This is a genomic window from Polaromonas hydrogenivorans, assembly GCF_040105105.1.
GTDB lineage: Bacteria > Pseudomonadota > Gammaproteobacteria > Burkholderiales > Burkholderiaceae_C > Polaromonas > Polaromonas hydrogenivorans.
Genome location: NZ_CP157675.1, coordinates 3,271,166 through 3,296,966 on the forward strand (window position 1 = coordinate 3,271,166; position 25,801 = coordinate 3,296,966).

22 protein-coding genes are annotated in these 25,801 nt (G+C 64.4%); 10 read left to right on the forward strand and 12 right to left on the reverse strand.

Going from position 1 to position 25,801, the window contains the following annotated elements; translation table 11 throughout:
- Nucleotides 1-39: 39 nt before the first annotated feature.
- The 3 genes from ABLV49_RS15720 to ABLV49_RS15730 are packed head-to-tail and all read right to left on the reverse strand — an operon-like array spanning nt 40 to nt 3,598.
- Nucleotides 40-960, reverse strand: coding sequence for an ABC transporter permease (locus ABLV49_RS15720; RefSeq protein ID WP_349277861.1), 921 nt, complete (start codon nt 958-960; stop codon nt 40-42).
- Nucleotides 960-2,042 carry an ABC transporter permease gene (locus tag ABLV49_RS15725; protein WP_349277863.1) on the reverse strand — a complete coding sequence of 361 codons (1,083 nt, stop codon included), beginning with the start codon at nt 2,040-2,042 and terminating at the stop codon, nt 960-962. Before ABLV49_RS15725 ends, ABLV49_RS15720 begins: the two co-directional genes overlap by 1 nt.
- Nucleotides 2,039-3,598, reverse strand: coding sequence for an ABC transporter ATP-binding protein (locus ABLV49_RS15730; protein ID WP_349277865.1), 1,560 nt, complete (start codon nt 3,596-3,598; stop codon nt 2,039-2,041). Before ABLV49_RS15730 ends, ABLV49_RS15725 begins: the two co-directional genes overlap by 4 nt.
- Nucleotides 3,599-3,881: 283 nt before the next feature.
- Here ABLV49_RS15730 and ABLV49_RS15735 point away from each other — a divergent pair, with 283 nt between their 5' ends.
- From ABLV49_RS15735 to ABLV49_RS15760, 6 genes are all read left to right on the forward strand, one after another.
- Nucleotides 3,882-5,504 (forward strand): xanthine dehydrogenase small subunit, encoded by a 1,623-nt coding sequence (locus ABLV49_RS15735; RefSeq protein WP_349277867.1) that lies wholly within the window; start codon nt 3,882-3,884, stop codon nt 5,502-5,504.
- Nucleotides 5,501-7,900: a xanthine dehydrogenase molybdopterin binding subunit gene (gene xdhB / locus ABLV49_RS15740; protein WP_349277869.1), complete on the forward strand. Its 2,400-nt coding sequence runs from the start codon at nt 5,501-5,503 to the stop codon at nt 7,898-7,900. Before ABLV49_RS15735 ends, xdhB begins: the two co-directional genes overlap by 4 nt.
- A gap of 222 nt (nt 7,901-8,122) precedes the next feature.
- A complete protein-coding gene (locus ABLV49_RS15745) occupies nt 8,123-9,499 on the forward strand; it encodes a DNA cytosine methyltransferase (RefSeq protein WP_349277871.1) in 1,377 nt (458 codons plus the stop codon).
- Nucleotides 9,499-10,476 (forward strand): PmeII family type II restriction endonuclease, encoded by a 978-nt coding sequence (locus ABLV49_RS15750; RefSeq protein WP_349277873.1) that lies wholly within the window; start codon nt 9,499-9,501, stop codon nt 10,474-10,476. Before ABLV49_RS15745 ends, ABLV49_RS15750 begins: the two co-directional genes overlap by 1 nt.
- An 80-nt stretch (nt 10,477-10,556) precedes the next feature.
- Nucleotides 10,557-11,177 (forward strand): class I SAM-dependent methyltransferase, encoded by a 621-nt coding sequence (locus tag ABLV49_RS15755; protein ID WP_349277875.1) that lies wholly within the window; start codon nt 10,557-10,559, stop codon nt 11,175-11,177.
- 41 nt (nt 11,178-11,218) lie between these two features.
- Nucleotides 11,219-11,668: a group III truncated hemoglobin gene (locus tag ABLV49_RS15760; protein WP_349277877.1), complete on the forward strand. Its 450-nt coding sequence runs from the start codon at nt 11,219-11,221 to the stop codon at nt 11,666-11,668.
- Here the strand turns inward: ABLV49_RS15760 and ABLV49_RS15765 are convergent.
- A complete protein-coding gene (locus ABLV49_RS15765) occupies nt 11,646-13,004 on the reverse strand; it encodes a glycerate kinase type-2 family protein (protein ID WP_349277879.1) in 1,359 nt (452 codons plus the stop codon). The two genes, ABLV49_RS15760 and ABLV49_RS15765, sit on opposite strands and share 23 nt — an antisense overlap.
- Nucleotides 13,005-13,121: 117 nt before the next feature.
- On the opposite strand from ABLV49_RS15765, the gene ABLV49_RS15770 reads away from it, so the two are divergent.
- A complete protein-coding gene (locus ABLV49_RS15770) occupies nt 13,122-13,454 on the forward strand; it encodes an SMR family transporter (protein WP_349277880.1) in 333 nt (110 codons plus the stop codon).
- A 53-nt stretch (nt 13,455-13,507) separates the two neighbouring features.
- Here the strand turns inward: ABLV49_RS15770 and ABLV49_RS15775 are convergent, their stop codons facing one another.
- Nucleotides 13,508-14,437: a tripartite tricarboxylate transporter substrate binding protein gene (locus ABLV49_RS15775; RefSeq protein WP_349281746.1), complete on the reverse strand. Its 930-nt coding sequence runs from the start codon at nt 14,435-14,437 to the stop codon at nt 13,508-13,510.
- Between the two features lie 206 nt (nt 14,438-14,643).
- The gene (locus tag ABLV49_RS15780) at nt 14,644-15,732 is read right to left on the reverse strand and encodes a tartrate dehydrogenase (RefSeq protein WP_349277882.1); all 1,089 of its coding nucleotides are present in this window, start codon (nt 15,730-15,732) and stop codon (nt 14,644-14,646) included.
- 104 nt (nt 15,733-15,836) lie between these two features.
- Here ABLV49_RS15780 and ABLV49_RS15785 point away from each other — a divergent pair, with 104 nt between their 5' ends.
- Nucleotides 15,837-16,772, forward strand: a complete 936-nt coding sequence (locus tag ABLV49_RS15785) for a LysR family transcriptional regulator (protein WP_349277884.1) — start codon at nt 15,837-15,839, stop codon at nt 16,770-16,772.
- A gap of 14 nt (nt 16,773-16,786) precedes the next feature.
- On the opposite strand, the gene ABLV49_RS15790 is transcribed toward ABLV49_RS15785, so the two are convergent.
- Both ABLV49_RS15790 and xdhC read right to left on the reverse strand, forming a co-directional pair.
- Nucleotides 16,787-17,923 (reverse strand): ABC transporter substrate-binding protein, encoded by a 1,137-nt coding sequence (locus ABLV49_RS15790; protein WP_349277886.1) that lies wholly within the window; start codon nt 17,921-17,923, stop codon nt 16,787-16,789.
- 229 nt (nt 17,924-18,152) lie between these two features.
- A complete protein-coding gene (gene xdhC, locus ABLV49_RS15795) occupies nt 18,153-18,998 on the reverse strand; it encodes a xanthine dehydrogenase accessory protein XdhC (RefSeq protein ID WP_349277888.1) in 846 nt (281 codons plus the stop codon).
- Nucleotides 18,999-19,177: 179 nt separating this feature from the next.
- Between xdhC and ABLV49_RS15800 the strand changes: the two genes are divergently transcribed.
- Complete coding sequence (locus tag ABLV49_RS15800; RefSeq protein WP_349277890.1) at nt 19,178-19,687, forward strand: hypothetical protein; 510 nt, start codon at nt 19,178-19,180, stop codon at nt 19,685-19,687.
- Nucleotides 19,688-19,696: 9 nt separating this feature from the next.
- On the opposite strand, the gene ABLV49_RS15805 is transcribed toward ABLV49_RS15800, so the two are convergent.
- Nucleotides 19,697-20,722, reverse strand: a complete 1,026-nt coding sequence (locus ABLV49_RS15805; protein ID WP_349277892.1) for a tripartite tricarboxylate transporter substrate binding protein — start codon at nt 20,720-20,722, stop codon at nt 19,697-19,699.
- 230 nt (nt 20,723-20,952) lie between these two features.
- Here ABLV49_RS15805 and ABLV49_RS15810 point away from each other — a divergent pair, with 230 nt between their 5' ends.
- On the forward strand, nt 20,953-23,250 hold the full coding sequence (locus ABLV49_RS15810) for an NADP-dependent malic enzyme (protein ID WP_349277894.1): 2,298 nt from the start codon (nt 20,953-20,955) through the stop codon (nt 23,248-23,250).
- A gap of 102 nt (nt 23,251-23,352) precedes the next feature.
- Here ABLV49_RS15810 and ABLV49_RS15815 read toward each other — a convergent pair whose 3' ends face one another.
- From ABLV49_RS15815 to ABLV49_RS15825, 3 genes are all read right to left on the reverse strand, one after another.
- Complete coding sequence (locus ABLV49_RS15815) at nt 23,353-23,976, reverse strand: IS630 family transposase (RefSeq protein ID WP_349276506.1); 624 nt, start codon at nt 23,974-23,976, stop codon at nt 23,353-23,355.
- Nucleotides 23,891-24,424 (reverse strand): helix-turn-helix domain-containing protein, encoded by a 534-nt coding sequence (locus ABLV49_RS15820; RefSeq protein ID WP_349276815.1) that lies wholly within the window; start codon nt 24,422-24,424, stop codon nt 23,891-23,893. Before ABLV49_RS15820 ends, ABLV49_RS15815 begins: the two co-directional genes overlap by 86 nt.
- A 349-nt stretch (nt 24,425-24,773) precedes the next feature.
- Nucleotides 24,774-25,799, reverse strand: a complete 1,026-nt coding sequence (locus ABLV49_RS15825) for an XdhC family protein (protein WP_349277896.1) — start codon at nt 25,797-25,799, stop codon at nt 24,774-24,776.
- Between the last annotated feature and the right edge of the window lie 2 nt (nt 25,800-25,801).

Sequence of the window (25,801 nt, forward strand, 5' to 3'; positions counted from 1 at the left end):
TGGCGCCTGGAAACAGCCAGTCATTATGCGGCTGGACAATCAGGCGCCGGGGTAAAACGGCTTGCCGATGGAACTCGGCATGTTGACGCGAATCCACAGCGGATTGCGCGAAATCAGCACCAACACCACGATGGTCGCCAGGTAGGGCAGCATGGACAAAAGCTGGCTCGGCACATTCACGCCCAGCCCCTGCAGGTGAAACTGCAGCATGGTCACGCCGCCAAACAGATAGGCGCCCAGCAGAACCCGGGCCGGCCGCCAGGTGGCAAACGTCGTCAGGGCCAGCGCGATCCAGCCCTTGCCAGCAATCATGCCCTCGACCCACAGCGGCGTATAGACCAGCGACACATAGGCGCCCGCCAGACCGCACAGCGCGCCGCCGGCCATCACGGCGGCCAGGCGGATGCGCCGCACCGGGTAGCCCAGCGCATGCGCCGACTCGGGGCTTTCACCGACCGAGCGCAGCACCAGCCCGGCGCGGGTACGGTACAAAAACCAGATCAGCCCGCCCGTCAGCGCCATGGCCACATAGACCATCGGATGCTGGCGGAACAGCGCCGGGCCGACAAACGGAATGTCGGCCAGATATGGAATCGGGTACTGCATTTGTTCGGGCAGCTTTTCCTGCACATAGCGGATGCCGGAAAACGCCGAAAAGCCGGTGCCGAACAGCGTCAGCGCCAGCCCGGTGGCGTACTGGTTGGTATTGAGCCAGATCACCAGCCCGCCAAAGATGGCCGCCAGGAAGGCGCCGGCCGCCATGCCAGCGGCAAAGCCCAGCCAGGTGTTGCCGGTGTGAATCACGGTGGCAAAGCCGGCGATGGCCGCGCACAGCATCATGCCCTCGGCGCCCAGATTGACGATGCCGGCTTTTTCATTGATCAGGAGGCCCAGCGAGGCAATCGCCAGCACGGTGCCGGCGCTCAGCGTGGCGGCCAGCAGCAAGGCGGTGGAATCCATCAGCGGCCTCCTTGGGCGGAAACGGGAAGCGGTTTGAAGAAGCGCAGGCGGTAGGCAATCAATGTGTCGCAGGCCAGCAGGTTGAACAGCAGCAGGCCCTGGAACACGCCGGTGATCGACTTGGGCAGGCCCAGACGCGACTGCGCCAACTCGCCGCCGATGTAGAACATGCTCATCAAAATGGCGGAAAACACCACGCCGACCGGATGCAGCCGCCCGACAAAAGCCACGATGATGGCGGCAAAGCCGTAGCCCGCCGGCACATAGGGCGTGAGCTGGCCAATCGGCCCGGCCACCTCCAGCGCACCGGCCAGCCCGGCCGCGCCGCCCGAAATCAAGAGCGCCACCCACAGCGCGCGGCGCGACGAAAAACCGGCGTAGCGCGCGGCCGCCGGCGCCTGGCCGCTGACCTCCTGCGCAAAACCGGCATAGGTGCGGTACAGGTAGAGCCACAGCGCCGCCACGCCGACCAGCGCCAGCAAGATGCCAATCGTCACGCGCGAGCCCTGCATCAGCCGGGGAATCTGCGTCACGGCCTCGAAGGTCTTGGTCTGCGGAAAGTTGTAGCCCGCAGGGTCTTTCCAGGGGCCGAACACCATGTAGTTGAGGATCAGCTCGGCCACATAGACCAGCATCAGGCTAACCAGGATTTCATTTGCGTTGAAGCGGTCGCGCAGGAAGGCGGTGATGCCCGCCCAGGCCATGCCGCCCAGCACGCCCGCCGCCAAAATGGCCGGGATGATCCACGGCCCGGTGGTCTTGTCGGCCAGCAGCGCGATGCCGCCGGCCGCCAGCGCGCCCATTACGAACTGCCCTTCGGCGCCGATGTTCCAGACATTCGAGCGAAAGCACACCGCCAGGCCGAGCGCGATGATCAGCAGCGGCGTGGCCTTGACCAGCAACTCGCCCAGCGCATACGGCGACTTGACCGGCTCCCAGAAAAACACCTGCAGGCCCTTGACCGGATCCTTGCCCAGCGCCATGAAGAGGCCGATGCCGATGGCCACGGTGATCAGCAGCGCCAGAATCGGCGAGGCATAGCTCCAGAACGACGACGGCTGCGGCCGCATTTCAAGCTTCATGCCGCGCTCCCTTGGGCTGCGGCAGGCGTCCACAAGCCGCTCATCCATAACCCGACTTTTTCGACCGTGGCTTCAGCGCGCGGCAGCGACGGCGAGAGTTGGCCCTTGGCCATGACATACAGCCGGTCGCAGATTTCAAACAGTTCGTCGAGTTCTTCGCTGACCACCAGCACCGCGCCGCCGGCACCCGCCAGCTTGAGCAGCTCGCCGCGAATCTGGCTGGAAGCGCCCACATCGACGCCCCAGGTCGGCTGCGAGACGATGAGCAGCGCCGGCTTGGCATCGATCTCGCGGCCCATGATAAATTTTTGCAGGTTGCCGCCCGACAGCGACTTGGCGACCGCCTGCGGTCCGCCGCACTTGACCTTGTAGCGCTCGATGATCAGCCGGGCCTGCGCCTGCAGCCTGGCTGTACTGACCCAGCCGCCCGCGCCCACCGCGTCCTTGCGCGTGAGCAGCAGGTTGCGCGCCAGCGGCAGCAGGGGCACCGCGCCGCGCCCCAGCCGTTCCTCGGGAACGAAATGCAGGCCCAGCCGCCGCCGCCGCGCCGGGCTCATCTTGCCGACGCCCTGGCCCTTGACGGTGATCGCCCCGGCGGCCGCGCGCGTGTCCTCGCCCGACAGCGCATACAGCAACTCCTTCTGGCCGTTGCCCGAGACGCCGGCAATGCCGACCACCTCGCCGGCGCGCACCTGCAGCGCCACCTGGTTCAAATCGACGCCGAACTGCTCCTCTTTCGCCAGGTCGAGCTGCTTCACATCGAGCACGACATCGCCGGTCTTCAACACGCGGCGCTCCAGCGCGGGCGGCTCGGCGCCTATCATCAGGCGGCTGAGCGAGGCATTCGATTCCTCGCGCGGATCGCACTGGCCCGACACCTTGCCGCCGCGCAAGACGGTGCAGGCGGTGCACAGCGCACGGATTTCGTGCAGCTTGTGGCTGATGTACAGAATGCTGCAGCCCTGCTGGCTCAGCGTGCGCAGCGTGACGAACAGGTTTTCAACCGCCTGCGGCGTCAGCACCGATGTCGGCTCGTCCAGGATCAGCAGCTTCGGATTGGTCAGCAGCGCGCGAACGATCTCGACGCGCTGGCGCTCGCCGACGCTCAAGGTGTGCACCGGCCGCGTCGGGTCTAGCTGCAGGCCGTAGGCCTTTGTGGTCTCGGTGATGCGCTGGGACACTTCGGCCAGGCTCAGGTGCTTTCCCAGCCCGAGCCAGACGTTTTCGGCCACGGTCAGCGTGTCGAACAGGCTGAAATGCTGGAACACCATGCTGATGCCCAGCGCCCTCGCCTCCTGCGGATTGCGCACCACCACCGGCTGGCCGTCGATGGACACGCTGCCCGCGTCGGGCTTGACCGAGCCGTAGATGATTTTCATCAGGGTCGATTTGCCGGCGCCGTTTTCACCCAGCACGGCGTGAATCTGGCCGGGCAGCACGGCGAGCGCAATGTCGCTGTTGGCGACCACGCCGGGGTAGCTTTTGCTGATGCCGAAAAGCTGCAGCCGGGGCGGCGCGGCAGCGCGGCGTTCGGTGGGGGTCGGTGGAGCAGTCATGGGTTCTGGAATATCCTGAATTTTTGTTTTCTTAAGGATTTTTGCCTCTTTGCGCAGACGGCACGGGCGCTAGCAGCTATCTTTTTAAGAGCATATCAGTCGCCGGCCCCGTCAGGCGGCAGCGCGGCATTTTCCTTGCTTTGCATGCAGGCCTGCAGCAAGCTTGATGCCATGCCGAATGGCGGCTCATTCCAGCGCGCCAGATCGTTGATACCTGCCTGCCCAGGCGGTAATATGAAGCGCTGCAGGCAGTTCAGAGCCCGATTGTTTTAACCTGATTCCCATGACCACCCACCCCATTGTTGTTCAGCCCGCCGCCAGGACTCTCCGCTTCATCCGCAGGGGCGAAGTGGTGAATCTGGGCAATGTACCACCCGGGCGCACCGTTTTGGAGCTGCTGCGCGAAGACCTCGGCTGCACCGGCACCAAGGAAGGCTGCGGCGAAGGCGACTGCGGCGCCTGCACCGTCGTGCTCGGCCAGATCGAGGACGGCGCCCTGCGTTTTCGCGCCATCAACAGCTGCATCCGGCTGGCGCATTCGATTGACGGCATGGCGCTGTGGACGGTCGAGGACATTGCCGCGCAGGACGGCACCCTGCATCCGGCGCAGCAAGCCATGGTGCAGTGCCACGCCTCGCAATGCGGTTTTTGCACGCCCGGCTTCGTCATGAGCCTGTTCGGCATGTACCAAAGCCATATTGCCCCCACGCTCGCCACTGCGTGTGCTTCGCTGCCCCCCGGGGGGGCGCTGCGCCTGCGGCCCGGCGAAGCCGGTTCCGCGGCCCCTGCTGGTGGGGAAGACGCACCTGCGCTCGGCCCGGCGGCGTTGAATGCCACGTCCCAGCCCATCACGCGGGCGCTGGCGCAAGAGGAACTCTCGGGCAACCTGTGCCGCTGCACCGGCTACCGGCCGATTCTGGACGCCGCGCAAATCATGGGCAGCCTGCCGCCGGTGGCGCTTGACCACGACACATTGCTATCAAAACTAGAGCTACTCGGGCAAGCTGGATATGCGCAAGAGGTCGATTCGGCTTATAAATTGCCGTACACGCTGGCCGATCTGCTCAAAGACCGCGCCGCCCACCCGACAGCGCAGCTCGTGGCCGGCTGCACCGATGTGGGCTTGTGGGTGACCAAGCAGCACCGCCAGTTCGGCGAAATCCTCGATCTCACCCAAGTGGAGGAGCTGCGCCACATTGAAGACCAGCCCGACCACCTGTTGATTGGCGCGGCGGTGACGCTGGCCGATGCCTTTGCCGCACTGGTCAAGGACCGGCCGCAACTGCACAATTTCGCCAGCCGCTTTGCCGGCCTGCCGGTGCGCAACTCCGGCACGCTGGGCGGCAACATCGCCAACGGCTCGCCGATTGGCGACTCGATGCCGCTGCTGATCGCGCTGCATGCCCGGATCGTGCTGATGAGCGAGCACGGCCAGCGCGAGATGCCGCTCGAGCAGCTCTACACCGGCTACCGGCAAACCGTGATGGCGGCCGATGAAATGCTGGCCTTTATCAAGGTACCCAAAGCCACGCCAGAGGAGACGCTGAAGGTTTACAAGATCTCGAAACGCTACGACGACGACATTTCCGCCGTCTGCCTGGCCATCAACCTGCACATCGAGCAAGGCGTCGTGGCCCGTGCGTCCATCGGCGCGGGCGGCGTGGCGGCAACGCCGGTGCGCGCAGTCCAGACCGAAGCGGCGCTGACCGGCGAGCCGTGGACGCTGGACACCGTGCGGCAGGCCATGACCGTGCTGCGCGCCGAGTTCTCGCCGATCTCCGACATGCGCGCATCCAGCGCCTACCGCACCGAAGTGCTGGGCAACCTGCTTGAGCGCTACTGGCTGGAGAGCCAGGGAATGCAGCAGATCAACCTGGCCTCGTTCGTTCTGGAGGAAGCGCCATGACCCTGGACAAGAACTTTTCCGTGAGCCGCGATGAAGTCGCCGACCCCGACGTGAACGCGGCCAACGCACATGCCGACCTGCTGGCCGGCCCGCAGCCAGCCGCCGTCAGCCCGCCCCCGGCGGCGCAGGCGGCCGGAACGTCGCGCTTTCACGAAAGCGCGCGCGCCCAGGTTCTGGGCGCCGCGACCTACGTGGACGACATTCCCGAGGTCAAGGGCACGCTGTATGCCGCGCCGATTCTGTCCACCGTCGCGCACGGCCGGCTGCTGAGCGTGGACAGCCGGGCCGCGCTGGCCATGCCCGGTGTGCGCGATGTGATCCTGGTACACGACATCCCCGGCGACCCGCTGCTGGGCAACTTCGCGCACGACGAGCCGGTTTTTGCGCTGGACCGGGTAGAGCACATCGGCCAGGTCATCGGCGTGGTGGTTGCCGACTCGGTGATGCAGGCGCGGCGCGCGGCGCGGCAGGTCAAATGCCAGATCGACGCCCTGCCCGCGATCCTGAACGTGCATGACGCGCTGAAGGCGCAAAGCTATGTGCTGCCGCCGGTCTTCGTCAAACGCGGCGATGCCGAGGCTGCGCTCAAAACGGCGGCGCACACGCTGCACGGCACGCTCGAAGTCGGCGGCCAGGAGCATTTCTACCTCGAAGGCCAGGTCGCCTACGTCCTGCCGCAGGAGCAAAACCAGTGGCTGGTGTATTCGAGCACCCAGCATCCGGGCGAAATCCAGCACTGGGTGGCGCATGCACTTAGCATCGCCAACCACGCGGTGCGCGTCGAATGCCGGCGCATGGGCGGCGGCTTTGGCGGCAAGGAAACGCAGGCCGGCCACATGGCGGTCTGGGCCGCCATCGCCGCGCGCAAGCTCAACAAGCCGGTCAAGCTGCGGCTGGACCGAGACGACGATTTCCTGGTCACCGGCAAGCGCCACCCGTTTGCTTACGAGTACACGGCGGGCTTTGACGACAGCGGCCGCATCACCGGCCTGAAGCTCATGATGGCGGTGAACTGCGGCTTCAGCGCCGACCTGTCCGGCCCGGTCGCCGACCGCGCGGTGTTCCACGCCGACAACGCCTATTTTCTGCAGGATGTCGAAATCGCGTCCTACCGCTGCAAGACCAACACCCAGAGCAACACCGCCTTTCGCGGCTTCGGCGGGCCGCAGGGCATGATCGTGATCGAGACCATCATGGGCGACATCGCGCGCCAGCTCGGCCTGGACCCGCTCGATGTGCGCAGGCGCAACCTGTACGGCATCGGCGAGCGCGACGTGACGCACTACCAGATGAAGGTCGAGGACAACATCCTGGAGCCTCTGCTATTAAAACTGGAGCAAACTTCGAGATACTCAAAGCGCAAACAGGCTATTTCGGCATGGAATGCCGGCAGCCCGGTGATCAAGCGCGGCATCGCCATCACGCCGGTGAAATTCGGCATTTCCTTCACCGCCACGCTGTTCAACCAGGCCGGCGCCTTGGTGCATGTGTACACCGACGGCTCGTGCCAGGTCAACCACGGCGGCACCGAAATGGGCCAGGGCCTGAACACCAAGGTGGCGCAGATCGTCGCCGATGAACTCGGCATTGCCTTCGAGCAGGTGATGATGACCGCCAGCGACACCGGCAAGATTCCCAACGCCTCGGCCACCGCCGCGTCGGCCGGCACCGACCTCAACGCCCGGGCCGCGCAGTACGCCGCGCGCACCGTGCGCGACAACCTGGCGCAGTTCGTGGCCGGGCTGGACGGCTGCGGCGCGGGCGCGGTGTCGTTCAGGAGCGGCCAGGTCATCACGCCCACAGGCACGCGGCCGTTCACCGAAGTCGTCAAGCTCGCGTATGCCAACCGCATCCAGCTCTGGAGCGACGGTTTTTACCGCACGCCCAAGATCCATTACGACAAGAACACGCTGACCGGCCGGCCGTTTTATTACTTTGCCTACGGCGCGGCCTGCACCGAAGTGGCCATCGACACCCTGACCGGCGAGAGCCGCGTGCTGAAGGTCGATATCCTCCACGACGTGGGCCACAGCATCAACCCGGCGATTGACATTGGCCAGATCGAAGGCGGCTTCGTGCAGGGCATGGGCTGGCTGACCGCCGAGCAGCTGGTCTGGAACGACCAGGGGCTGCTCAGCACGCATGCCCCCAGCACCTACAAAATCCCGACCACGGGCGACATACCCGAGCATTTCAAAATCGACCTGTGGCCCGAGCCGAACCGCGAAGACAACGTGTTCGGCAGCAAAGCCGTCGGCGAGCCGCCACTGATGCTGGCGATCAGCGTGTACGAGGCGCTGCGCGATGCGGTGGCGTCGGCGCGGCCGGGGGAGCGGGTGCGGCTGGAGGCGCCGGCTACGGCGGAGAATGTGCTGCGGGCGCTTGGGGGTTTGTGAGGGTGGGGCAGCTTCATCTTCGATGAACGCACAGACATGCGTGACTTGGCAACTCACGGGCAGTCGGTGCAGGATCAGCGTTGAACGGGTGTGCGCTTATTTCTTGATGTCTAATTGGCCGGGCAACGTCACGTCATCCATGAATGCTTTGTGCTGCATTCACCGCTACGCCCTACCGGGGACAAACGCATTGCCTGAACCGAACTACCCGAATCAAAAATCATGAAATACAAGACAATCTCGCTGTTCTCCGGCGGCATGGGACTGGACATCGGCATGCATCAAACCGGGCGGTTTGAGTTATTGGCAGCCATTGAAAAGGTTCCAGCATTTTGCGAGACGATTCGGCATAACATCGCGGCGGGTCGGCTGGGGGGCCAGCCATTGGTTATTGAAGGCGACATTACCGACATTGACCCGCAAGAGGTGATGCGCTCTCTGGGCTTAAAGCCGGGTGAGCTGGACGTTCTGGTGGGCGGACCACCCTGTCAGTCATTCAGTACTGCGGGCAGGCGGGGGACGATCCAAGACCCCAGAGGCACACTGCTTTGGCAGTTTCTTCGCTTCGTGGATGCCATGCGGCCCAAAGTCTTCGTCATGGAAAATGTCCGGGGCCTGATTTCTGCCGCGCTGAAGCACCGCCCTATCAGCGAGCGGGGTTCAAGTCCGCTCTTGCCCGAAGAGATGCCCGGCTCCGTGGTTCAACTCTTCTCGCGTGATTTGCAAGCACTCGCCAATGTCAGCTATCACATGGACGTTTTTGAGGTGAACGCCGTCAACTATGGCGCACCGCAGATTCGTGAGCGTGTTTTGTTCATCGGGAACCGCTTTAACGCCCAAGTCGATTTCCCTCAGCCAACCCACCAAAACCCTGTCAAGGCGACCACTCGCGAGGTTCTCGTGCAGGCATCGCTTCTCGACGACGAGGCGCCTAAATTCCCCTGGAAAACTTTAGGCGACGCTCTCGCGGGACTGGAGGAAACGGCGCCAGAGGTACTGGACTTCAGTGAGCGTAAAAAAACTTTCCTGGCGTTTGTGCCGCCCGGCGCCAACTGGCGCAGTCTGCCAGAGGATATGCAACGCGAATCCATGGGTAAGGCGTGGTTCGCCAAAGGCGGCCGCTCGGGCTGGTGGCGCCGGCTGACCAGCGAACTCCCCAGCCCGACACTGATCACGCTGCCCAACCATTCCAGCACTGCGTTGTGCCACCCGACCGAGACGCGTGCCTTGTCAGTACGCGAGTACGCCCGAATTCAAGAATTTCCGGACGACTGGCGTTTCAGGGGGACTCTGGCTGAGCAGTACACCCAGATCGGGAACGCCGTACCGACCCGTCTGGGCAGCGTCGCAGGCGGTGTCGTTGCGGCCACGCTGGATCAGCTAAAGGCCAGACAGTGGCGACCCTATGAGACCGCAAGGGAAGGATTTCGCCTGGTTTACCTTCAGTCTCATGTGAGAACCCGAAAATGGTTCAAAGATGGCAAGACCATCATTTGGGGCGAGGAAGACGATGAGGGCGAAAACTCCCGCTATGCCGACTCCAGGACAAAGAACAAGGTCAGCACGCTAAGGCATGCGCCCGCCAGTCAGGAACATTAATGGCCAGCCGAAACCCTCACATCCCGACGAATGTTTCAGCGACGACGTTTTCCAAGGCACAAATCCTTGCCAACCTGGTTGCGGTGGATAACGACCCGGCTGCACGCCAGCGCGTGCTGCAATTAGAGAACGGTTTTCGGTTGCGCATTGGAAACCATGTGACGGCTCTGCCACTTGCAAACGCCCGGCTTGAGAAGTTTTATACAAGCCCGTTTGTCTTGATGGTTTATGCACATGCAAAGCACTACACGAAACTGAGCGAAATCGAAAGCGACATCCTTCCCGCCAAGCTGTTTTCGTCAATGGAAACATCGGCGGGTCGCATGATTGAAGACGTGGCGCTGCCGGTGTATGGATGGCAGTCAGTCCCGAGTGGAATGCATACCGTCAATTCGGCTCTGGACGGCAAGAAGCTTGAGCTTCCAATTCTCAGAGCAGTCACATTGAAGAGTGGCCCCCGTTGCCTGAATGACGGAATGAGCGAGAACTTGGCAGACACTGTCCTCGGCCATGGGCCAGCGTGGCTTGCCAATGACGCGGCAACTCAGCTCGACTTCACCTACGGCGTGCTTTACGGAACCAGAAAGCAGTCGAACAAAAAGGACTGGCATATCTTGCGCAACATTGCGCAGAAGTTGCCTGCTGCCAGCGTCGTGACCGCTCCCGAGCAGCGCTGGGACTGTTCATTCATGCTGGGCACTGCATCCGCGACCGCCACGATCAGGATTGGCAAGGACTGGTGGGATTATCTTGGCGGCCCCTTGTGCTTGACGGAACTCTGCACTTCCCTGATTCGCGCTTGCGTTGCTCCAGGACTTGCCGACGCTCCTGGAACCAGCTACACCATCGCCGACCTTGCAAGCATCGTCGATTGGCCCAACGGCCATGCGCCTTTAAACGTCAGCATTCTTCAAGCCAGCCAGCTTCCTTGGCTGTTTTTCTTGATGCGTCACTTTTGTGACGAACTCACGGATTAAAAGCGGCGAAACGACGGTTTTGGTGCGCTTCGCTGAATACTGTCGGCTCAAACTGACTCCCACCCCCCAAATCGAATAGCATGCCCTCCACCCCCCTCGACCAGATCGCCGCCCAGACGCTGGCGCATTACGAACACCATGCCGAAGAATTCTGGCAAGGCACGCGCGGCCATGACGTGAGCCAGAACATCGCCGCGCTGCTGCAACACATCGAGGCGACGCCGCCGTTTGAACTGCTCGACTTCGGCTGCGGCCCCGGACGGGACTTGAAGACCTTCAAGGAAATCGGCCACCACCCCACCGGACTGGAAGGCTCGGCGCGGCTGGCGGCGATGGCGCGCGACTACAGCGGCTGCACGGTGCTGGAGCAAAATTTCCTGGAACTCGATCTGCCCGACGCGCACTTCGACGGCGTGTTCGCCAACGCCGCGCTGTTCCACGTTCCCAGCCTGGCCCTGCCGCGCGTCCTCGGGCAGCTGCATGCCACGCTGAAACCGGGCGGCGTCCTGTTCAGCTCCAACCCACGGGGCGACGGCCAGGAGGGCTGGAACGGCGAGCGCTACGGCGTCTTTCATGACTGGCCGAGTTGGCGCAATTACCTGCTAGCCGCTGGGTTTTCCGAACTGACGCACTACTACCGCCCTGCCGGCCTGCCGCTGGCCCAGCAGCCCTGGCTGGCCAGCGTGTGGCGCAAGCCCTGATTCATCCCAAGCCCACATCCGAACTCGTCAAGGAATTCACCATGCCATCCGCCGACCTGTGCACCGAAGGCGAAATTGTTCAGCTGGTGCATGGCTTTTACGACAACGTGCGCCGGGACGAGGTGCTGGGGCCGATCTTTGACCGGCATGTCCGGAACTGGGATGCGCACCTGCCCATCATGGTGGATTTCTGGTCGTCGGCGCTGCGCGGAACGGCCCGGTTCCGGGGTTCGCCGATGCCCAAACATGCCGCCCTGCCGGGGCTGAGCATCGAGCTGTTCCAGCGCTGGCTGCGGCTGTTCAGGGAAACGACCCGGGCGCTGCCAAATGCGGCGCTGGCCGAACAGGCCAACGACTTGGCAGCACGCATTGCCCAGAGCCTGTGGTACGGCTACCAAAAGAGCCAGGATGCCAAAGACCTGGCGCCATCAGCCGCTGTGAGCCTGCCAGCCGGCCAAGGCAGCGGCGCTACAGGATCAGGATCGCCCTGAAATCGTTGACATTGGTGTAGGTCGGCCCGCTGATGACCAGGTCATCGAGACGTTCAAAGTAGCCGTAGGCATCGTTGCGGTCCAGGTACTGGTCCAGCTTCATGCCGGCGGCCACTGCCCGCTGGAGCGTGTCCGGGGTCACGCAGGCGCCCGCATTGTCTTCAATGCCGTCAATGCCGTCGGTATCGGCCGCCAGCGCATACACGCCGGGCTGGCCCTGCAGCGCCAGCGCCAGCCCCATGCAGAACTCGCCGGCGCGGCCGCCGCGTCCGCGTGGCGTGCCGGGCGCCTGCTTGCGGATGGTCACCGTCGTTTCGCCGCCGCTCAAAATCACGCAGGGCTTCTGGAAGGGCTGGCCATGCTGCGCCACGGCGCGTGCCAGCGCGGCATGCACCTTGCCGACTTCGCGCGATTCGCCTTCCATCTCGTCGCTCAGGATGTAGGCCGCCAAGCCGGCGTCGCGGGCGGCTTCGGCGGCAGCCTCCAGGCTTTGCTGGGGCGTGGCAATCATGTGGACTTCATGGCCATCAAAAACCGCATCGCCGGGCTTGGGGGTTTCCAGCGCGCCCTGCTCCAGCAGACTCATGATGGCGCCCGGCACCTCGATCCCATAGCGCTGCAGAATCGCCACCGCGTCGGCGCAGCTGCTGGCGTCGGGCACGGTCGGGCCACTGGCAATGATGGACGGATCGTCGCCCGGCACGTCGCTGATGGTCAGCGTGACCACGCGGGCCGGCGCGCAGGCGGCAGCCAGGCGGCCGCCCTTGATGCGCGAGAGGTGCTTGCGCACGCAGTTCATCTCGGAAATGTTGGCGCCGCTGGCCAGCAAGGCCTTGTTGATGCCCTGCTTTTCCTCCAGGCTCAGGCCTTCGGCCGGCAAGGCCAGCAGCGACGAGCCGCCACCCGAGATCAGGCACAGCACCAGGTCGTTTTCACTCAAGCCCTGGACCATCGCCAGGATGCGCTCGGCCGCCGCCTGCCCGGCTTCGTCGGGCACCGGATGCGAGGCTTCAACGACTTCAATGCGCTGCGGCAAGCCCTCGGGCCGGGGCGGAACATGGTGGTAGCGCGTCACGACCAGGCCTTCGAGCGGCGCATCAAGCGGCCAGAGCGCTTCGACCGCCTGCGCCATCGCGCCGCCGGCCTTGCCGGCGCCAATCACGATGGTGCGGCCGCCGCTCTCGGGCGTGGGCGGCTGGGGTAAAAACCGGGCGGTGTTGGCCAGCGGCAGGGCGCGCTCAACCGCCGCCTGGAACAAATGGTCGAGAAACTGGCGTGGCTGCAGGCGGGGGTCGGGAATTGAATGTGTCGTGGGCATGGGCATGGGCATGGGCATGATGGGTCTCCAGCCTTTAATTGTGCCGTGGTAACTGCCAAGTAACATGCGGCTTCTACTACATCGGAAACTCAGCGCTTGCCTGAGATTTTTCTGCATCAACAAGGGGGACGGAGCATGAATTCATATGTGGCGCTGGGCTTTGCAATCGTGGCCGAGGTTATCGCCACCACGGCGCTCAAGGCCAGCGACAGCTTCACCCGCCTGCTGCCTTCGATGCTGGCCGTGGCCTGTTATGCGGTTTCCTTTTATTTGCTGACCATCACGCTCAGAACCGTCCCGACGGGCATTGCCTATGCGATATGGTCCGGGCTGGGCATTGTGCTGATCACACTCATCAGCTTCGTGGTGTTCCAGCAGACGATAGACCTGCCCGGCCTGCTGGGCATGGGGCTGATCATTGCCGGCGTGGCGGTGATCAATGTATTTTCCAGGTCTGCCGGGCATTGAGACGGGACGGATGCAAGCGGGTTGATCGGCCTGCCCCGCGTCCGCTGAATACCTCATTCAATAATGACCTTGGCATCCTTCACCAGCTTGGCGAAGCGCTCGGTATCGTCCTTGATCTGGCGCGCCATCTGCTCGGGCGTGTTGCCGATCGGCTCGGCGCCGATGTCGGCCATCTTCTTGCGGAACTCCGCCGAATTGATGATTTTCACCATCTCGGTGTTCAGGCGGCTCACCACGTCTTTGGGCGTGGCGGCTGGCGCCAGGATGCCGAACCAGGTGCCGAGGTCAAACCCCTTGAGGCCAGCCTCATCGAGCGTCGGCACATCGGGCAAGGCCGGCGAGCGCTTGATGGTGGTCACGGCCAGCGCCCTGAGCTTGCCGGACTTGATTTGCGGCAGCACGGGCGTGATGGTGTCGAACGACATCGTGATCTGTCCGCCCAGCAGGTCAACGGTCAGCGGGCCGCTGCCCTTGTAGGGCACATGCAGCAGTTGCACGCCGCCCATGCCCTCGAACTGCGCGCCGATCAGGTGCTGGCCGGTGCCGTTGCCGTTGGAGCCGTAGGTCAGCTTGCCGGGCTCGGCCCTGGCCAAGGCCAGCAGTTCCTTCACCGTCTTGGCCGGCACGTTCGGATTGACCACCAGCACATTGGGCACCAGCGCCACGGTGGTGACGGGCGCCAGATCCTTCTGGAAGTCATAGGGCAGCTTTTTGTACACGCTGGTGGCGATGGTGTGGTGCACCGCGCCCATCAGCAGCGTGTGGCCGTCGGGCCTGGCCTTGGCGACGAAATCGGCGCCCAGCGTGGCACCGGCGCCGGGCTTGTTCTCCACGATCACGGGCTGTCCGACCGCCTTGGACAATTCCAGCCCCAGCGCGCGCGCCAGCACATCCGTCGTCCCGCCGGCCGGGAAGGGCACGATCAGGCTGATCGGTTTGCTCGGCCAGGCCGGTCCTGATCCGGCCGGAGCCGCTTGCGCCATGGCGCCGGTTCCCGCCACGCTCAGCACCAGCGCGGTGATGGAAGGCAGGAATGCAGAAGGAAGGATGGATTTGCGCATGAGTGTCTCCTGAGTTGTACAAGTAAGCGTTGCGACCCGGCAGCTCTTGATGGCGGCTCGTGAGTCAATGGCGGGCAGGCGCCCACCCGCAGCGGCCAGGGGCGGCTGCGAAGCTGCGCGGGATCAGATCAGGCCGCCTTGCGTTGCGCCAGGCCGCTGGTGATGCGTTCGCACACCGCTTGCGTCACCTGGTCCGTCGTGGCCTTGCCACCGAGGTCGCCGGTGTGCAGGGACGGGTCGGCCGTGACCTGCTCGATGGCGTCCATCAGGGTCTTGGCAGCAGCCGCTTCGCCCAGGTGCTCCAGCAGCATCACGCAGCTCCAGAAGGTGCCGACCGGATTGGCCAGGCCCTTGCCCATGATGTCGAAGGCCGAACCATGGATCGGCTCGAACATGCTCGGGTAGCGGCGCTCGGGGTCGATGTTGCCGGTGGGCGCAATGCCCAGGCTGCCGGCCAGCGCGGCGGCCAGGTCGCTCAGGATGTCGGCGTGCAGGTTGGTCGCCACCAGCGTGTCCAGGGTCGCGGGGCGGTTGACCATGCGCGCGGTGGCGGCATCGACCAGTTCCTTGTCCCAGGTCACATCGGGGAATTCCTTGGCGATCTCCACGGCGATTTCGTCCCACATCACCATGGCGTGGCGCTGGGCGTTGGACTTGGTAACGACCGTCAGCAGCTTGCGAGGACGCGATTGCGCCAGCTTGAAGGCGAAGCGCATGATACGCTCGACGCCGGCGCGGGTCATCATCGACAGGTCGGTGGCCGCCTCGATCGGGTGGCCCTGGTGGACACGGCCGCCCACGCCGGAGTATTCGCCTTCCGAGTTCTCGCGCACGATGACCCAGTCCAGCTGCTCTGGCGTGCAGCGCTTGAGCGGCCCGTCGATGCCCGGCAGGATGCGGGTCGGGCGCACATTGGCGTACTGATCGAACCCCTGGCAGATCTTCAGGCGCAGGCCCCACAGCGTGATGTGGTCAGGAATATGCGGGTCGCCCGCCGAGCCGAACAAAATCGCGTCCTTGTCGCGCAGTGCGTCCAGGCCGTCTTGCGGCATCATCTCGCCGTGCGCCCGGAACCAGTCGCCGCCCCAGCCGAAATTCTCGAAATCAAATGTGAAGCTGCTGCTGGCAGCCAGTGCTTCCAGCACCGTCTGGCCTGCAGGCACCACTTCCTTGCCAATGCCGTCGCCCGGGATGCAGGCAATTTTGTAGGTCTTCATGGGTGTCTCCTGTGAAATCAAAGCGGATAAGAGCCTGAACTTTATCGCTTGATATATTCATTTTTAGCCTGCGAAGTAATACCATTGTTTGCTTTGAATTAACAATGTCCATCCCTTCTTCCGCCCCGTCCGAGATGGCTTTCTTCAGCCTGCTGGCCAGGCTCGGCAGCTTTTCGGCCACGGCGCGCGAACTGGGCATCACCACGCCAGCCGTCAGCAAGCGCCTGGCGCAAATGGAAGCCCGCCTGCGCGTGCAACTGTTGAACCGGACCACGCGCCGCATCAGCCTCACGCCCGAAGGCGAGACTTACCTGGCGCATGCGCGCCGCATCCTGGCCGACATCGACGACATGGAACAGCTGGTCTCCGGTGCGGCGTCGGCGCCCAAGGGCCTGCTGCGCGTCAACGCCACGCTGGGCTTCGGGCGCAGCCACATCGCGCCGCTGATCTCCGAATTCATCAAGCTCCATGCGCAGGTGCAGGTCCAGCTGCAGCTGTCGGTGGACCCGCCGCCGCTGGCCGAGGACGCTTTCGATGTTTGCGTGCGCTTTGGCGAGTTGCCTGATGCGCGGGTTCTGGCTCGCTACCTGGCGCCCAACCGGCGGCTGCTGTGCGCCACGCCGGCCTACCTGGCCAGTCACGGCACGCCCAAGGTGCCCAACGACCTGGCCCATCACAACTGCATCGGCATCCGCCAGGGCGGCGAAGCCTACGGCACCTGGCGTCTTTCCCAGGGCAAGCGCACGCAAACCATCAAGGTGCGCGGCAACCTGAGCACCAACGATGGCGAAATTGCGGTCAACTGGGCGCTGGACGGGCACGGCATCTTGATGCGCGCCGAATGGGACATTGCCAAATACCTGCGCAGCGGCCGGCTGCTGCAGGTGCTGGAAAACCACCACCTGCCGCCGGCCGATATTCATGCGGTTTACCCGCAGCGGCACCAGACCTCAGTCCGCGTCAGGGCTTTTGTGGACTTTCTGGCCGGCCATTTTGACCAGCCCTCCATACGGGCCGAGGGCCTGGCAAGCGCCTGGTAAGGCCATGGCCGGTTTTATTGCCGGATGCGCCCCGTGGCGGTGACGATGGTCAGTTCGACAAACTTCGAGCCTGAGCGCATGCCCGGCTTGAAGCCCAGCTTGTAGCCGCCCAGGTCCAGGTTGTCGATGCTGTCAAGCGCAGCCACGAAGCCCTCGCGCGACACCTTGGAGCCCATGCGCCGCGCCGCCTCCACGATCACCGACCCGGCAATATAGCCTTCCATCATGGCGTAGCTCACAGGCATGCCCAGGTCTGGCGTTTTGGCCGCCGTGTCGATGAATTCCTTGCTCAGAGGCCCTGCAATCTTGTACGGATTCGGCGTGACCTGTGCAATGGACATGCCTTTCATGTGCTCTTCGCCGAGGCGCTGGGAGATGTGCTCGATGTCCGCGCCGGAATGGGCGAACAACTGCGCCGCACCTCCATTCATCCGGTATTTTTCAATAAAGTCCGCTGCAGCCGAGCCACTGGATGCAATGATGATCGCCTGCGGCGCAGCCGCGACAAACGCATCGATGACTGTACCGGCCACCTTGGCCGAGTCCGGTTTATAAGACCCCTTGACCAGAAGTTTGACATTCTTCTTCTTCGCCACGTCTTCCATGGCCGCAATCAGCGCTGCGGCACCGGGTCCGTCCGGATAAAACAGTCCCAGGCGCGTGATGCCCACGGTGGCCAGATGCTCGACGATCTTGTTGACTTCGTCACGCAAGGTGGCGCGAACGCTGTACACCAGCGGCGCCTCGTCCCGAATCTCATTGACGCGGTAACCCACCAGGGCGATTTTCTCTTTTCCAAGCAGGCCCGAGCCGGCCAGATCAGCCATGCTGCGGTCGCCAAAATAACCCGCCAGCACCAGGGGGCGGCTCTCGCTCAGCAGCAGCCGGGTGGCCGCCAGGGTGTCGTCAGACCGGCCGCCATCGTCCTTGCTGACCAGGCTGAAGGTGTTGCCATTCACCCCGCCCGCCGTGTTGGCCTTGTTCAGGGCCAGCCGGATACCGATTGAATAAGCTCGCCCCTGGCGCGCCTCCATACCGCTCAAGGGTGCAACCTGCCCCACGACAATCTGGGCAGCGCCCGCCGACAGTGCGGCAGCCATGACGCCGCCAACGGCCAGGGTGCGCATCATGGAGGAAAAAGCTTTTTTCATTAAATCGGTCTCTGTTGTTTTAAAAAATGATCGCCATCAACCGTTGCCCAGGGGTTCATGCCGCTCGGGGAAGCTGTCATTCCCTGAGAGTCAACACGCCCAAAACCGCGCGTTCAGCAACTGAAAAATTGGGCCATGAATAGCGGTTGAATCTATGCGTACTTTTACGTACAGATGTTACTGTTTCCAGGGCTGGGCAACCGACGTGGACGGGTGTCGCGGCATGCGCTCAAGACAGGCGGAGGGTTTGCAACAGCTGGGCTGCCACCGCCACGGCAATCACCTCGGGCTCCTTGCCGGTGATGCCCGCAATGCCGATGGGACAGGTGATGCGCGCCAGTTCGGCAGGACTGAAGCCGCGCGCCTCCAGGCGGCGCTGGAACGTGGCCCATTTGGTCTTGCTGCCAATCAGGCCGACATAAGGAAAATCGGCTTGCTCGCGCTGGCGCCTGAGGCAGGCAGCGACCACCTCCAGGTCTTCGGCATGGCTGAAGCTCATGATGAGCACGCGCGATTGCGGCGCCAGGCCGGCAACGGCCCCCTGGACCGGCTCGGAGTGCTCGCACACCACGCGCTCGGGCACGCTGGCCGGAAACACTTCTTCGCGGCTGTCGATCCAGGTGATGCGAAACGGCAGGGGCGCGAGAACCTGCACCAGCGCATGGCCCACATGGCCGCCGCCGAAAAGCGCCACCGGCGCCAGATCGCCCCCCAGCCGCACGGCCAGCGCCGGGCCATCGCCTGCACCGACCCGCTCGAAGCGCAGGTGCATCACGCCGCCGCAGCACTGGCCGAGCGCCGGGCCGAGCGCAAAACGCCCGTCGCTTGCCGGCTGCGCGGCCTGCTGCGATGCCGGCCTGGCGCCCAGCATGGCGCGTGCCCTGGCAATCGCCTGGTATTCAAGGTGGCCGCCGCCAATCGTACCCACCACGGCATCGTCAAAAACAGCCATCCAGACTCCGGCCTCGCGCGGGACCGAGCCCTGGGTCGATGTGACCTGCACCAGCACGGCGGGCTGGCGCGCCAGCCGGTCAAGAAAATGCGAAGTGAAGCGGCTGGCGCTGGTAAAAACCATAGGGACTTGCAGACGGAATAAATAGCGTAAATAAGGCAATAGTGGTCAAAATAAACGATGCCGGAAAAAGAACCAAGCCATCGCCAACCGCAGCATGACACATGCCACCCCGGGCCTTGGGCGTGCATTGCCCCACACCGTCCATCGACCCCAACGCGATCAACAACAGGAGACACGCCATGCCTGATACCCCGCCCCGCCGCTTCTGGCTGCTGAGAATTTTGACTGCCGCCGCAGCGGCGGTGATCAGCGCCTGCAAGAGCGGCCCCTTTCCTTTTGCAGCGCCGCCAGCGCCCGACGCCTCGGGCATCACAGGGCCTGTCGCCGTTGGCAAGGGCTCGGCGCGCAGTTCATCGGCCGCTTCGCCGCGCGCTTACCGGCAGGACGGCGCGACGCATCTGTATGGCCTGAATGCCGACCGCATCTACAAGGGAAGAATGCCGCCCCAGCTCTACGCCGTCGGCGTGCTGAATGTGGACATCGACCGCAGTGGCCGCGTCACCCGCCTGGACTGGCTGCGCGCGCCGCGCCACGCGCCTGAAGTGATGGCCGAAATCGAGCGGACCGTGCGGCAGGCGTCGCCGTTTCCCGCGCCCACGCGCCTGGGCAAGGTGGTGTACACCGACACCTGGCTGTGGCACAAAAGCGGCAAATTCCAGCTTGACACGCTGACAGAAGGCCAGGATTGAGCCCGAAGGCTATTCAATCTTCAGGTTCTGGGTTTTCACGACATTGCGCCAGGCGCGGTAATCGGCCTCGATGAAGTGGCCGAGCAGCGCGGGCGAGCCCGGTGCGGCTTCCACGGCGTCCGCCTTGAAGCGGGCCAGCACCTCGGGCAGGGCCACGACCTTGTTGATGGCCGCATTCAGGCGGTTGACGATGGCCGCGGGCGTGCCGGCGGGCGCCATCAGGGCAAAGTAGTTCACCACATCAATCCCCGCCAGGCCGGCTTCAAGCATGCTGGGCACGTCAGGCAGGGCGCTGGAGCGTTTGGCGCTGGTCACCGCCAGCGGCTTGATGCTGCCACTCCTGATGAATGGCAGCAAGGCCGGAATGGTGCCGGTGACCAGCTGGATCTGCCCGCCGATCATGTCCATGGTCGCGGGCGCCACGCCCCGGTAAGGGATGTGCGTGATGAAGGTGCCGGTGCGCGCCTTCAGCAGCTCCAGCACCAGGTGGTTCACGCCGCCGGCGCCGGCCGAGCCGTAATTGAGCACGCCGGGTTTTTGCCGGGCCAGCGTGATCAGCTCCTGCATGCTGTTGACCGGCAGTGAGGTGTTGGCCGCCCAGACCAGCGGCCCGGTGGCAATCATGCCGACCGGCGTGAACTGGCCCAGCGGGTCGTAGTGGGCACCGGGCACCGATGCCGCCACGGTGGTGAAGGGCGACGCCGCCAGCAGCAGGGTATAGCCGTCGGCCGGCGCCTGCGCCACGTATTGCGTGCCAATGGCTCCAGAGGCGCCTGCGCGGTTGTCCACGACAAACGTCGCGTTCATGACCTCGCCGAGCTTTTGCGCCACCAGCCGCGCCATCGCATCGGTTCCCGCTCCGGGGGCGAAAGGCACGACGATCCTGACGGCCCGCTCCGGGTAAGCGGAATAAGCGGCTGGATTCGTGGACGCTCCTTGCGCCATCACGGCCGGCATCGCCAGGCTGGCGGCGGCACCGGCAAACAGCGCCAGGGCGTGGCGGCGGCTCAGGGCGGGCTTTGAATTCACATTCATGATGGAGCGAAAAGTTGCGAATCAGCGATTGTCATGTTGATGCATGACTGCGCCATGACAGGACGGCGCGGCTTGCAACCCCTCTGCCGCGACTGGACAACCGCCTGAACGAACGTGTCCCCGAGCCGGTTTAAACTGAAAAACCGGCAATCGCCGGGCATAAAAATCACTGCATCTGCAGTAACCTTTACCTTTAGCCCTACGCAATCAACAACCAGTCAGGAGACGACATGGACAAATCCCTTTCCCCGGCCGAAGTGGCCCTGCGCGAAGCCGCGCGCGACTACCACCGCCTGCCCACGCGCGGCAAGATTTCGGTCAATGCCACCAAGCCCCTGTCCAACCAGCGCGACCTGTCGCTGGCGTATTCGCCCGGCGTGGCCTACCCGTGCCTGGACATCCAGGCCGACCCGTCGCTGGCCCACGACTTCACCTCGCGCGGCAACCTGGTCGGCGTGATAACCAACGGCACCGCCGTGCTGGGACTGGGCAACATCGGCCCGCTGGCCAGCAAGCCCGTCATGGAAGGCAAGGGCTGCCTGTTCAAGAAGTTCGCCGGCATCGACGTGTTCGACATCGAGCTGGCCGAGAACGACCCCGACAAGCTGGTGGACATCATCGCCGCCATGGAGCCGACGCTGGGTGGCGTCAACCTTGAAGACATCAAGGCGCCCGAGTGCTTCTACATCGAGAAAAAGCTGCGCGAGCGCATGAACATCCCGGTGTTCCATGACGACCAGCACGGCACGGCCATCATCTCGTCGGCCGCGCTGCTCAACGGCCTGGAACTGGTCGGCAAGAACATCGAGGACGTTCGCGTGGCGGTCTCGGGCGCGGGCGCCGCCGCCCTCGCCTGCCTGGACGTGATGGTCGGGCTGGGCGTGCGGCGCCAGAACATCTTCGTCTGCGACTCCAAGGGCGTGATCTACGAAGGCCGGCCCGGCGGCTTCGACGAATCCAAGGCCAGGTACGCGCAAAACGGCAATGAACGCACGCTGGCCGACGCGGTCAACGGCGCCGATGTCTTCCTCGGCTGCTCGGCGCCCGGCGTGCTGACGCAGGAGATGGTCATCACCATGGCCGACAGCCCGATCATTCTGGCGCTGGCCAACCCCGAGCCCGAAATCCGGCCCGAACTGGCCAAGGCCGTGCGGCCCGACTGCATCATCGCCACCGGCCGCTCGGACTACCCGAACCAGGTCAACAACGTGCTGTGCTTCCCCTACATCTTCCGGGGCGCGCTCGACTGCGGCGCGACCAAGATCACCGAGGAAATGAAGCTGGCCTGCGTGCGCGAAATCGCCAACCTGGCCAAGGCCGACATCAGCGAGGAAGTCGCCCGCGCCTACGCCGGGCAAGAACTGTCCTTCGGCCCTGACTACCTGATCCCGACGCCGTTCGACTCGCGGCTGATTCTGCGCATCGCCCCGGCCGTGGCCAAGGCCGCCGAAGCGTCGGGCGTGGCCACGCGGCCGATCCAGGACATGGAGGCCTACCGCCAGCACCTGACGCGCTTTGTCTATTCGACCGGCATGCTGATGCGCCCGGTGTTCGGCGCCGCCCGCGCATCGACAGCCAAGCGCGTGGCCTATGCGGAGGGCGAGGACGAGCGCGTGCTGCGCGCCGCGCAACTGGTGCTCGACGACGGCATTGCCACGCCGATCCTGATCGGCCGCCCGGCCGTGATCGAGGCGCGCATCCTGAAGGCCGGCCTGCGCATGCGCCTGGGCAAGGACGTGGAATGCGTCAACCCCGAGGACGATTCGCGCTTTCGCCAGTACTGGGAAACCTACCACCGGCTGCTCGGCCGCGAGGGCGTGAGCCCCGAAGCGGCCAAGGCCGCCGTGCGCCGCTCGACCACCACGATTGGCGCGCTGATGGTCAAGCTGGGCGACGCCGACGCGATGCTGTGCGGCCTGCACGGCCGCTTTGACGTGCACCTGGACCATGTGCGCGACATCATCGGCCTGAAGGAGGGCGCGCCCGGCTTTGCCACGGTCAACGCGCTGATGCTGCCCAAGCACACGCTGTTCATTGCCGACACCTTCGTCAACGAAGACCCGAGCGCCGAGCAACTCGCCAGCATCGCGCTGATGGCCGCCGAAGAAGTGCGCCGCTTCGGCCTGCCGCCCAAGGTGGCGTTCCTGTCGCATTCCAACTACGGCTCGTCCAAGCGCTCGTCGGCACTGAAGATGCGCCGGGCGCGCGAGTTGTTCGCGCAGATGGCGCCCGACATCGAATGCGACGGCGAGATGCATGGCGACTCGGCCCTGTCCGAGACGATCCGCCGCAACTCGCTGATGGACACCACCCTGACGGGCGAAGCCAACATCCTGATCTGCCCGAATCTGGACGCGGCCAACATCCTGTTCAACGTGCTGAAAGTCACGGGCGGCGAAGGCGTGACGGTCGGCCCCATCTTGCTGGGCGCAGCCGCCACGGTGCACATCATGACGCCGTCGGCCACGGTGCGCCGGGTGCTGAACATGACGGCGCTGGCCGTGGCCAACGCCAGCGCGGGGCGCTGACAACGCGGTTTTTGAACGATGCTCCTTCCCCCGCCGGGGGAAGGCCGGGATGGGGGCGTACCCGAACCCGTGCTTCATCCCGGACCTGATACCAATCCCGTGTCATGAGATAACCGAAGCTGAAGGCAGCACTGCCCAGCTGCGGGAGCACAAAGAGCGGATGGCACCAGGGATTTGCGTGAAGGCATTCCAAGCGTCGCAGCAGGCATCCACAATCTGCTCATACCCGTCATAGCAGCGGTTGGCCAGGTGCCGGTCGCGCAGTTGCTGCCACACCTGCTCGGCCGGGTTGAGTTCGGGTGAACCCGCGGGCAGCGGCAGCAATGAGAGGTTGGAGAACTGGGGCAGTTTGGCGGTGGTATGCCACCCTGCACGATCGAGCACCAGCACCGCGTGGCGCCCCGCAGGAACGGCCTCGCTGATGGCCTGCAGGTGTAGGGTCATCGCCTCGGTATTGGCCTGCGGCAGGATCAGGCCAACAGCCGTATCGCGCTGCGCACAGACGGCGCCAAAGATGTATGCCGATTCGGACTGCTGCTGGCGCACCACCCGGGGCCGCGTTCCCTTGCGCGCCCACAGGCGCGTTTGCGTGCCGCGCTGGCCAATGCGCATTTCATCTTGAAACCAAACATCCACTTGCTCAGGCGCAATGCTCGGGGGCAGCGTTGCTGCGACTTCCTGGACGAAGTTTTTTTTTGAATTCGGCTTGTGCCACCGGATCGGCACTGGGACTGACGGCGCGGGCCGAAATCCATACCATGCCCAAGCGCTTCATGAGGTCATACACACCGTTCAAGCTGTAGGCAACGCCGAACTGCCGGTCCAACAACTGGCGAATATCTTTACCCCGAACCCGCCCACCGCCGCGTTCGCACTGGAGTTGTTCGACGGCCTGGCGAAACGCTTCTTCCTGTGCTTTGGCAAGGCGCTGCGTACTCCAGTCGTGCGGCATGCCGGCCAGACGGGCCACGCCGCCAGCGCTAAACCACTGCACCCAGCGCATGACGGCGTGACGGGTCAAGCGCAATGCAGCGGCCACTTCGGTATAGCTCTTGCCGTCCTTGAGGTGCGCCAGCGCGATCAATCGCAGTCGGCGGCGCCCATCCTTTTCCTTGTGGGCCAGACGGTCAAAGTCATAGGGCTGCAGCTGATCAATGATGTGCTGAGATAACATTTTCGTAACCTCCTGCGAGAGCCAAGACTGGTCAGACTCCGATCACTGACTTTGGTTCTTTCTCTGTCGGGATTGGTATGAGGCAGTCAGGGTCCGGTTTTGAGCATGTTTTGAGCCTCTTGCGCAATAGCAGCCTGCGCAGGCTGCTATTGATTTTGTAGTCTCTTGCTTGCCTGCCCAGGTGTTGCGCAACAGCACTTCACGCTCTACATCGCCGGTGCCAGCCGTATCGCTGATGAAGCGGGCCTCATTCGGTTTTCAGTTCAACGGCGATTCCGTACATGACAGCGGTTGCCCAGAAAGTCGCCGTCGTTGCGCAACCATAAAACTTCTGCGGTGTGACCAGACATCAAGTCACCTCATATCCGGGGTTTTCGTGCAATGACTTTCCAGTCACCACCGGCGTGGGTGACGGCCGGCGGATACCGTTCTTCACGGCCACCACCTCGGCCATGATCGACAGGGCGATTTCGGCCGGGGTCTTGCTGCCGATGTACAGGCCGGCCGGCCCGTGCAGGGCCTGCAATGCCGCTTCCGGCAGGTCGAAGTGCATGTGCAGACGCTCGCGCCGTTGCGCGCTGTTGCGGCGCGAGCCGATGGCGCCAACGTAGAACGCATCGGACTGCAACGCGTCGATCAGTGCCAGGTCGTCGAGCTTCGGGTCGTGGGTCAGCGCCACCACGGCGGTGCGCGCATCGGGCCTGAGTCTCAGGATCAAGTCATCCGGCATCTCGCGGCTGACCACCACGCCATCCAGCTCCCAGCTGGCGCGGTGTTCCTCGCGCGGATCGCAGACGACCACCTCAAAGCCCAGACCCAGCGCCATCTGGCACAGGAAACGCGACAAGTCGCCGGCCCCGATCACGATCAAACGGGCCTGCGGTCCGAGGCAGGTGGCGAGGTGGGTGTCGTCGAGCCGGGGAACGCCGTCGCGCCGGCCGTCGCGCAGTTCCACCTGGCCGGTGCGCAGGTCCAGCCGCCGCTCGATGCTGCGCCGCTGCAGGCAAGCCTGCAGCAGTTCGTCCAGCCGGCTGCGGCTTGATACCGGCTCCAGCACCAGTTCCACCGTGCCGCCGCAAGGCAGGCCGAAGCGGTGCGCCTCATCGGCCGAGATGCCGTAGCGCAGCACGGCGGGCGTGTCAGTCGCGCAGGCCGCCTGCACGCCGCCTTCGCGGATGCGGTGGATCAGGTCGTCCTCGATGCAGCCGCCCGACACCGAGCCGACCGTCTCGCCCCGGCCGTTGATGGCCATGAGCGAGCCGGGCGGCCGGGGCGAGGAGCCCCAGGTCCGCGCGACGGTGACGAGCACCACCGGCAGGCCGGTGGCCTGCCAGCGCAGCGCGGTGCGCAAGACCAGGGTGTCGAGATCTTCCATGG

Excerpts from the sequence above, each read along its gene's own strand:
- ABLV49_RS15720 (WP_349277861.1), bottom strand. The coding sequence starts at position 960 with ATGGATTCCACCGCCTTGCTGCTGGCCGCCACGCTGAGCGCCGGCACC.
- ABLV49_RS15725 (WP_349277863.1), bottom strand. The coding sequence starts at position 2,042 with ATGAAGCTTGAAATGCGGCCGCAGCCGTCGTCGTTCTGGAGCTATGCC.
- ABLV49_RS15730 (WP_349277865.1), bottom strand. The coding sequence starts at position 3,598 with ATGACTGCTCCACCGACCCCCACCGAACGCCGCGCTGCCGCGCCGCCC.
- ABLV49_RS15735 (WP_349277867.1), top strand. The coding sequence starts at position 3,882 with ATGACCACCCACCCCATTGTTGTTCAGCCCGCCGCCAGGACTCTCCGC.
- xdhB (WP_349277869.1), top strand. The coding sequence starts at position 5,501 with ATGACCCTGGACAAGAACTTTTCCGTGAGCCGCGATGAAGTCGCCGAC.
- ABLV49_RS15745 (WP_349277871.1), top strand. The coding sequence starts at position 8,123 with ATGAAATACAAGACAATCTCGCTGTTCTCCGGCGGCATGGGACTGGAC.
- ABLV49_RS15750 (WP_349277873.1), top strand. The coding sequence starts at position 9,499 with ATGGCCAGCCGAAACCCTCACATCCCGACGAATGTTTCAGCGACGACG.
- ABLV49_RS15755 (WP_349277875.1), top strand. The coding sequence starts at position 10,557 with ATGCCCTCCACCCCCCTCGACCAGATCGCCGCCCAGACGCTGGCGCAT.
- ABLV49_RS15760 (WP_349277877.1), top strand. The coding sequence starts at position 11,219 with ATGCCATCCGCCGACCTGTGCACCGAAGGCGAAATTGTTCAGCTGGTG.
- ABLV49_RS15765 (WP_349277879.1), bottom strand. The coding sequence starts at position 13,004 with ATGCCCATGCCCATGCCCATGCCCACGACACATTCAATTCCCGACCCC.
- ABLV49_RS15770 (WP_349277880.1), top strand. The coding sequence starts at position 13,122 with ATGAATTCATATGTGGCGCTGGGCTTTGCAATCGTGGCCGAGGTTATC.
- ABLV49_RS15775 (WP_349281746.1), bottom strand. The coding sequence starts at position 14,437 with ATGGCGCAAGCGGCTCCGGCCGGATCAGGACCGGCCTGGCCGAGCAAA.
- ABLV49_RS15780 (WP_349277882.1), bottom strand. The coding sequence starts at position 15,732 with ATGAAGACCTACAAAATTGCCTGCATCCCGGGCGACGGCATTGGCAAG.
- ABLV49_RS15785 (WP_349277884.1), top strand. The coding sequence starts at position 15,837 with ATGTCCATCCCTTCTTCCGCCCCGTCCGAGATGGCTTTCTTCAGCCTG.
- ABLV49_RS15790 (WP_349277886.1), bottom strand. The coding sequence starts at position 17,923 with ATGAAAAAAGCTTTTTCCTCCATGATGCGCACCCTGGCCGTTGGCGGC.
- xdhC (WP_349277888.1), bottom strand. The coding sequence starts at position 18,998 with ATGGTTTTTACCAGCGCCAGCCGCTTCACTTCGCATTTTCTTGACCGG.
- ABLV49_RS15800 (WP_349277890.1), top strand. The coding sequence starts at position 19,178 with ATGCCTGATACCCCGCCCCGCCGCTTCTGGCTGCTGAGAATTTTGACT.
- ABLV49_RS15805 (WP_349277892.1), bottom strand. The coding sequence starts at position 20,722 with ATGAATGTGAATTCAAAGCCCGCCCTGAGCCGCCGCCACGCCCTGGCG.
- ABLV49_RS15810 (WP_349277894.1), top strand. The coding sequence starts at position 20,953 with ATGGACAAATCCCTTTCCCCGGCCGAAGTGGCCCTGCGCGAAGCCGCG.
- ABLV49_RS15820 (WP_349276815.1), bottom strand. The coding sequence starts at position 24,424 with ATGTTATCTCAGCACATCATTGATCAGCTGCAGCCCTATGACTTTGAC.
- ABLV49_RS15825 (WP_349277896.1), bottom strand. The coding sequence starts at position 25,799 with ATGGAAGATCTCGACACCCTGGTCTTGCGCACCGCGCTGCGCTGGCAG.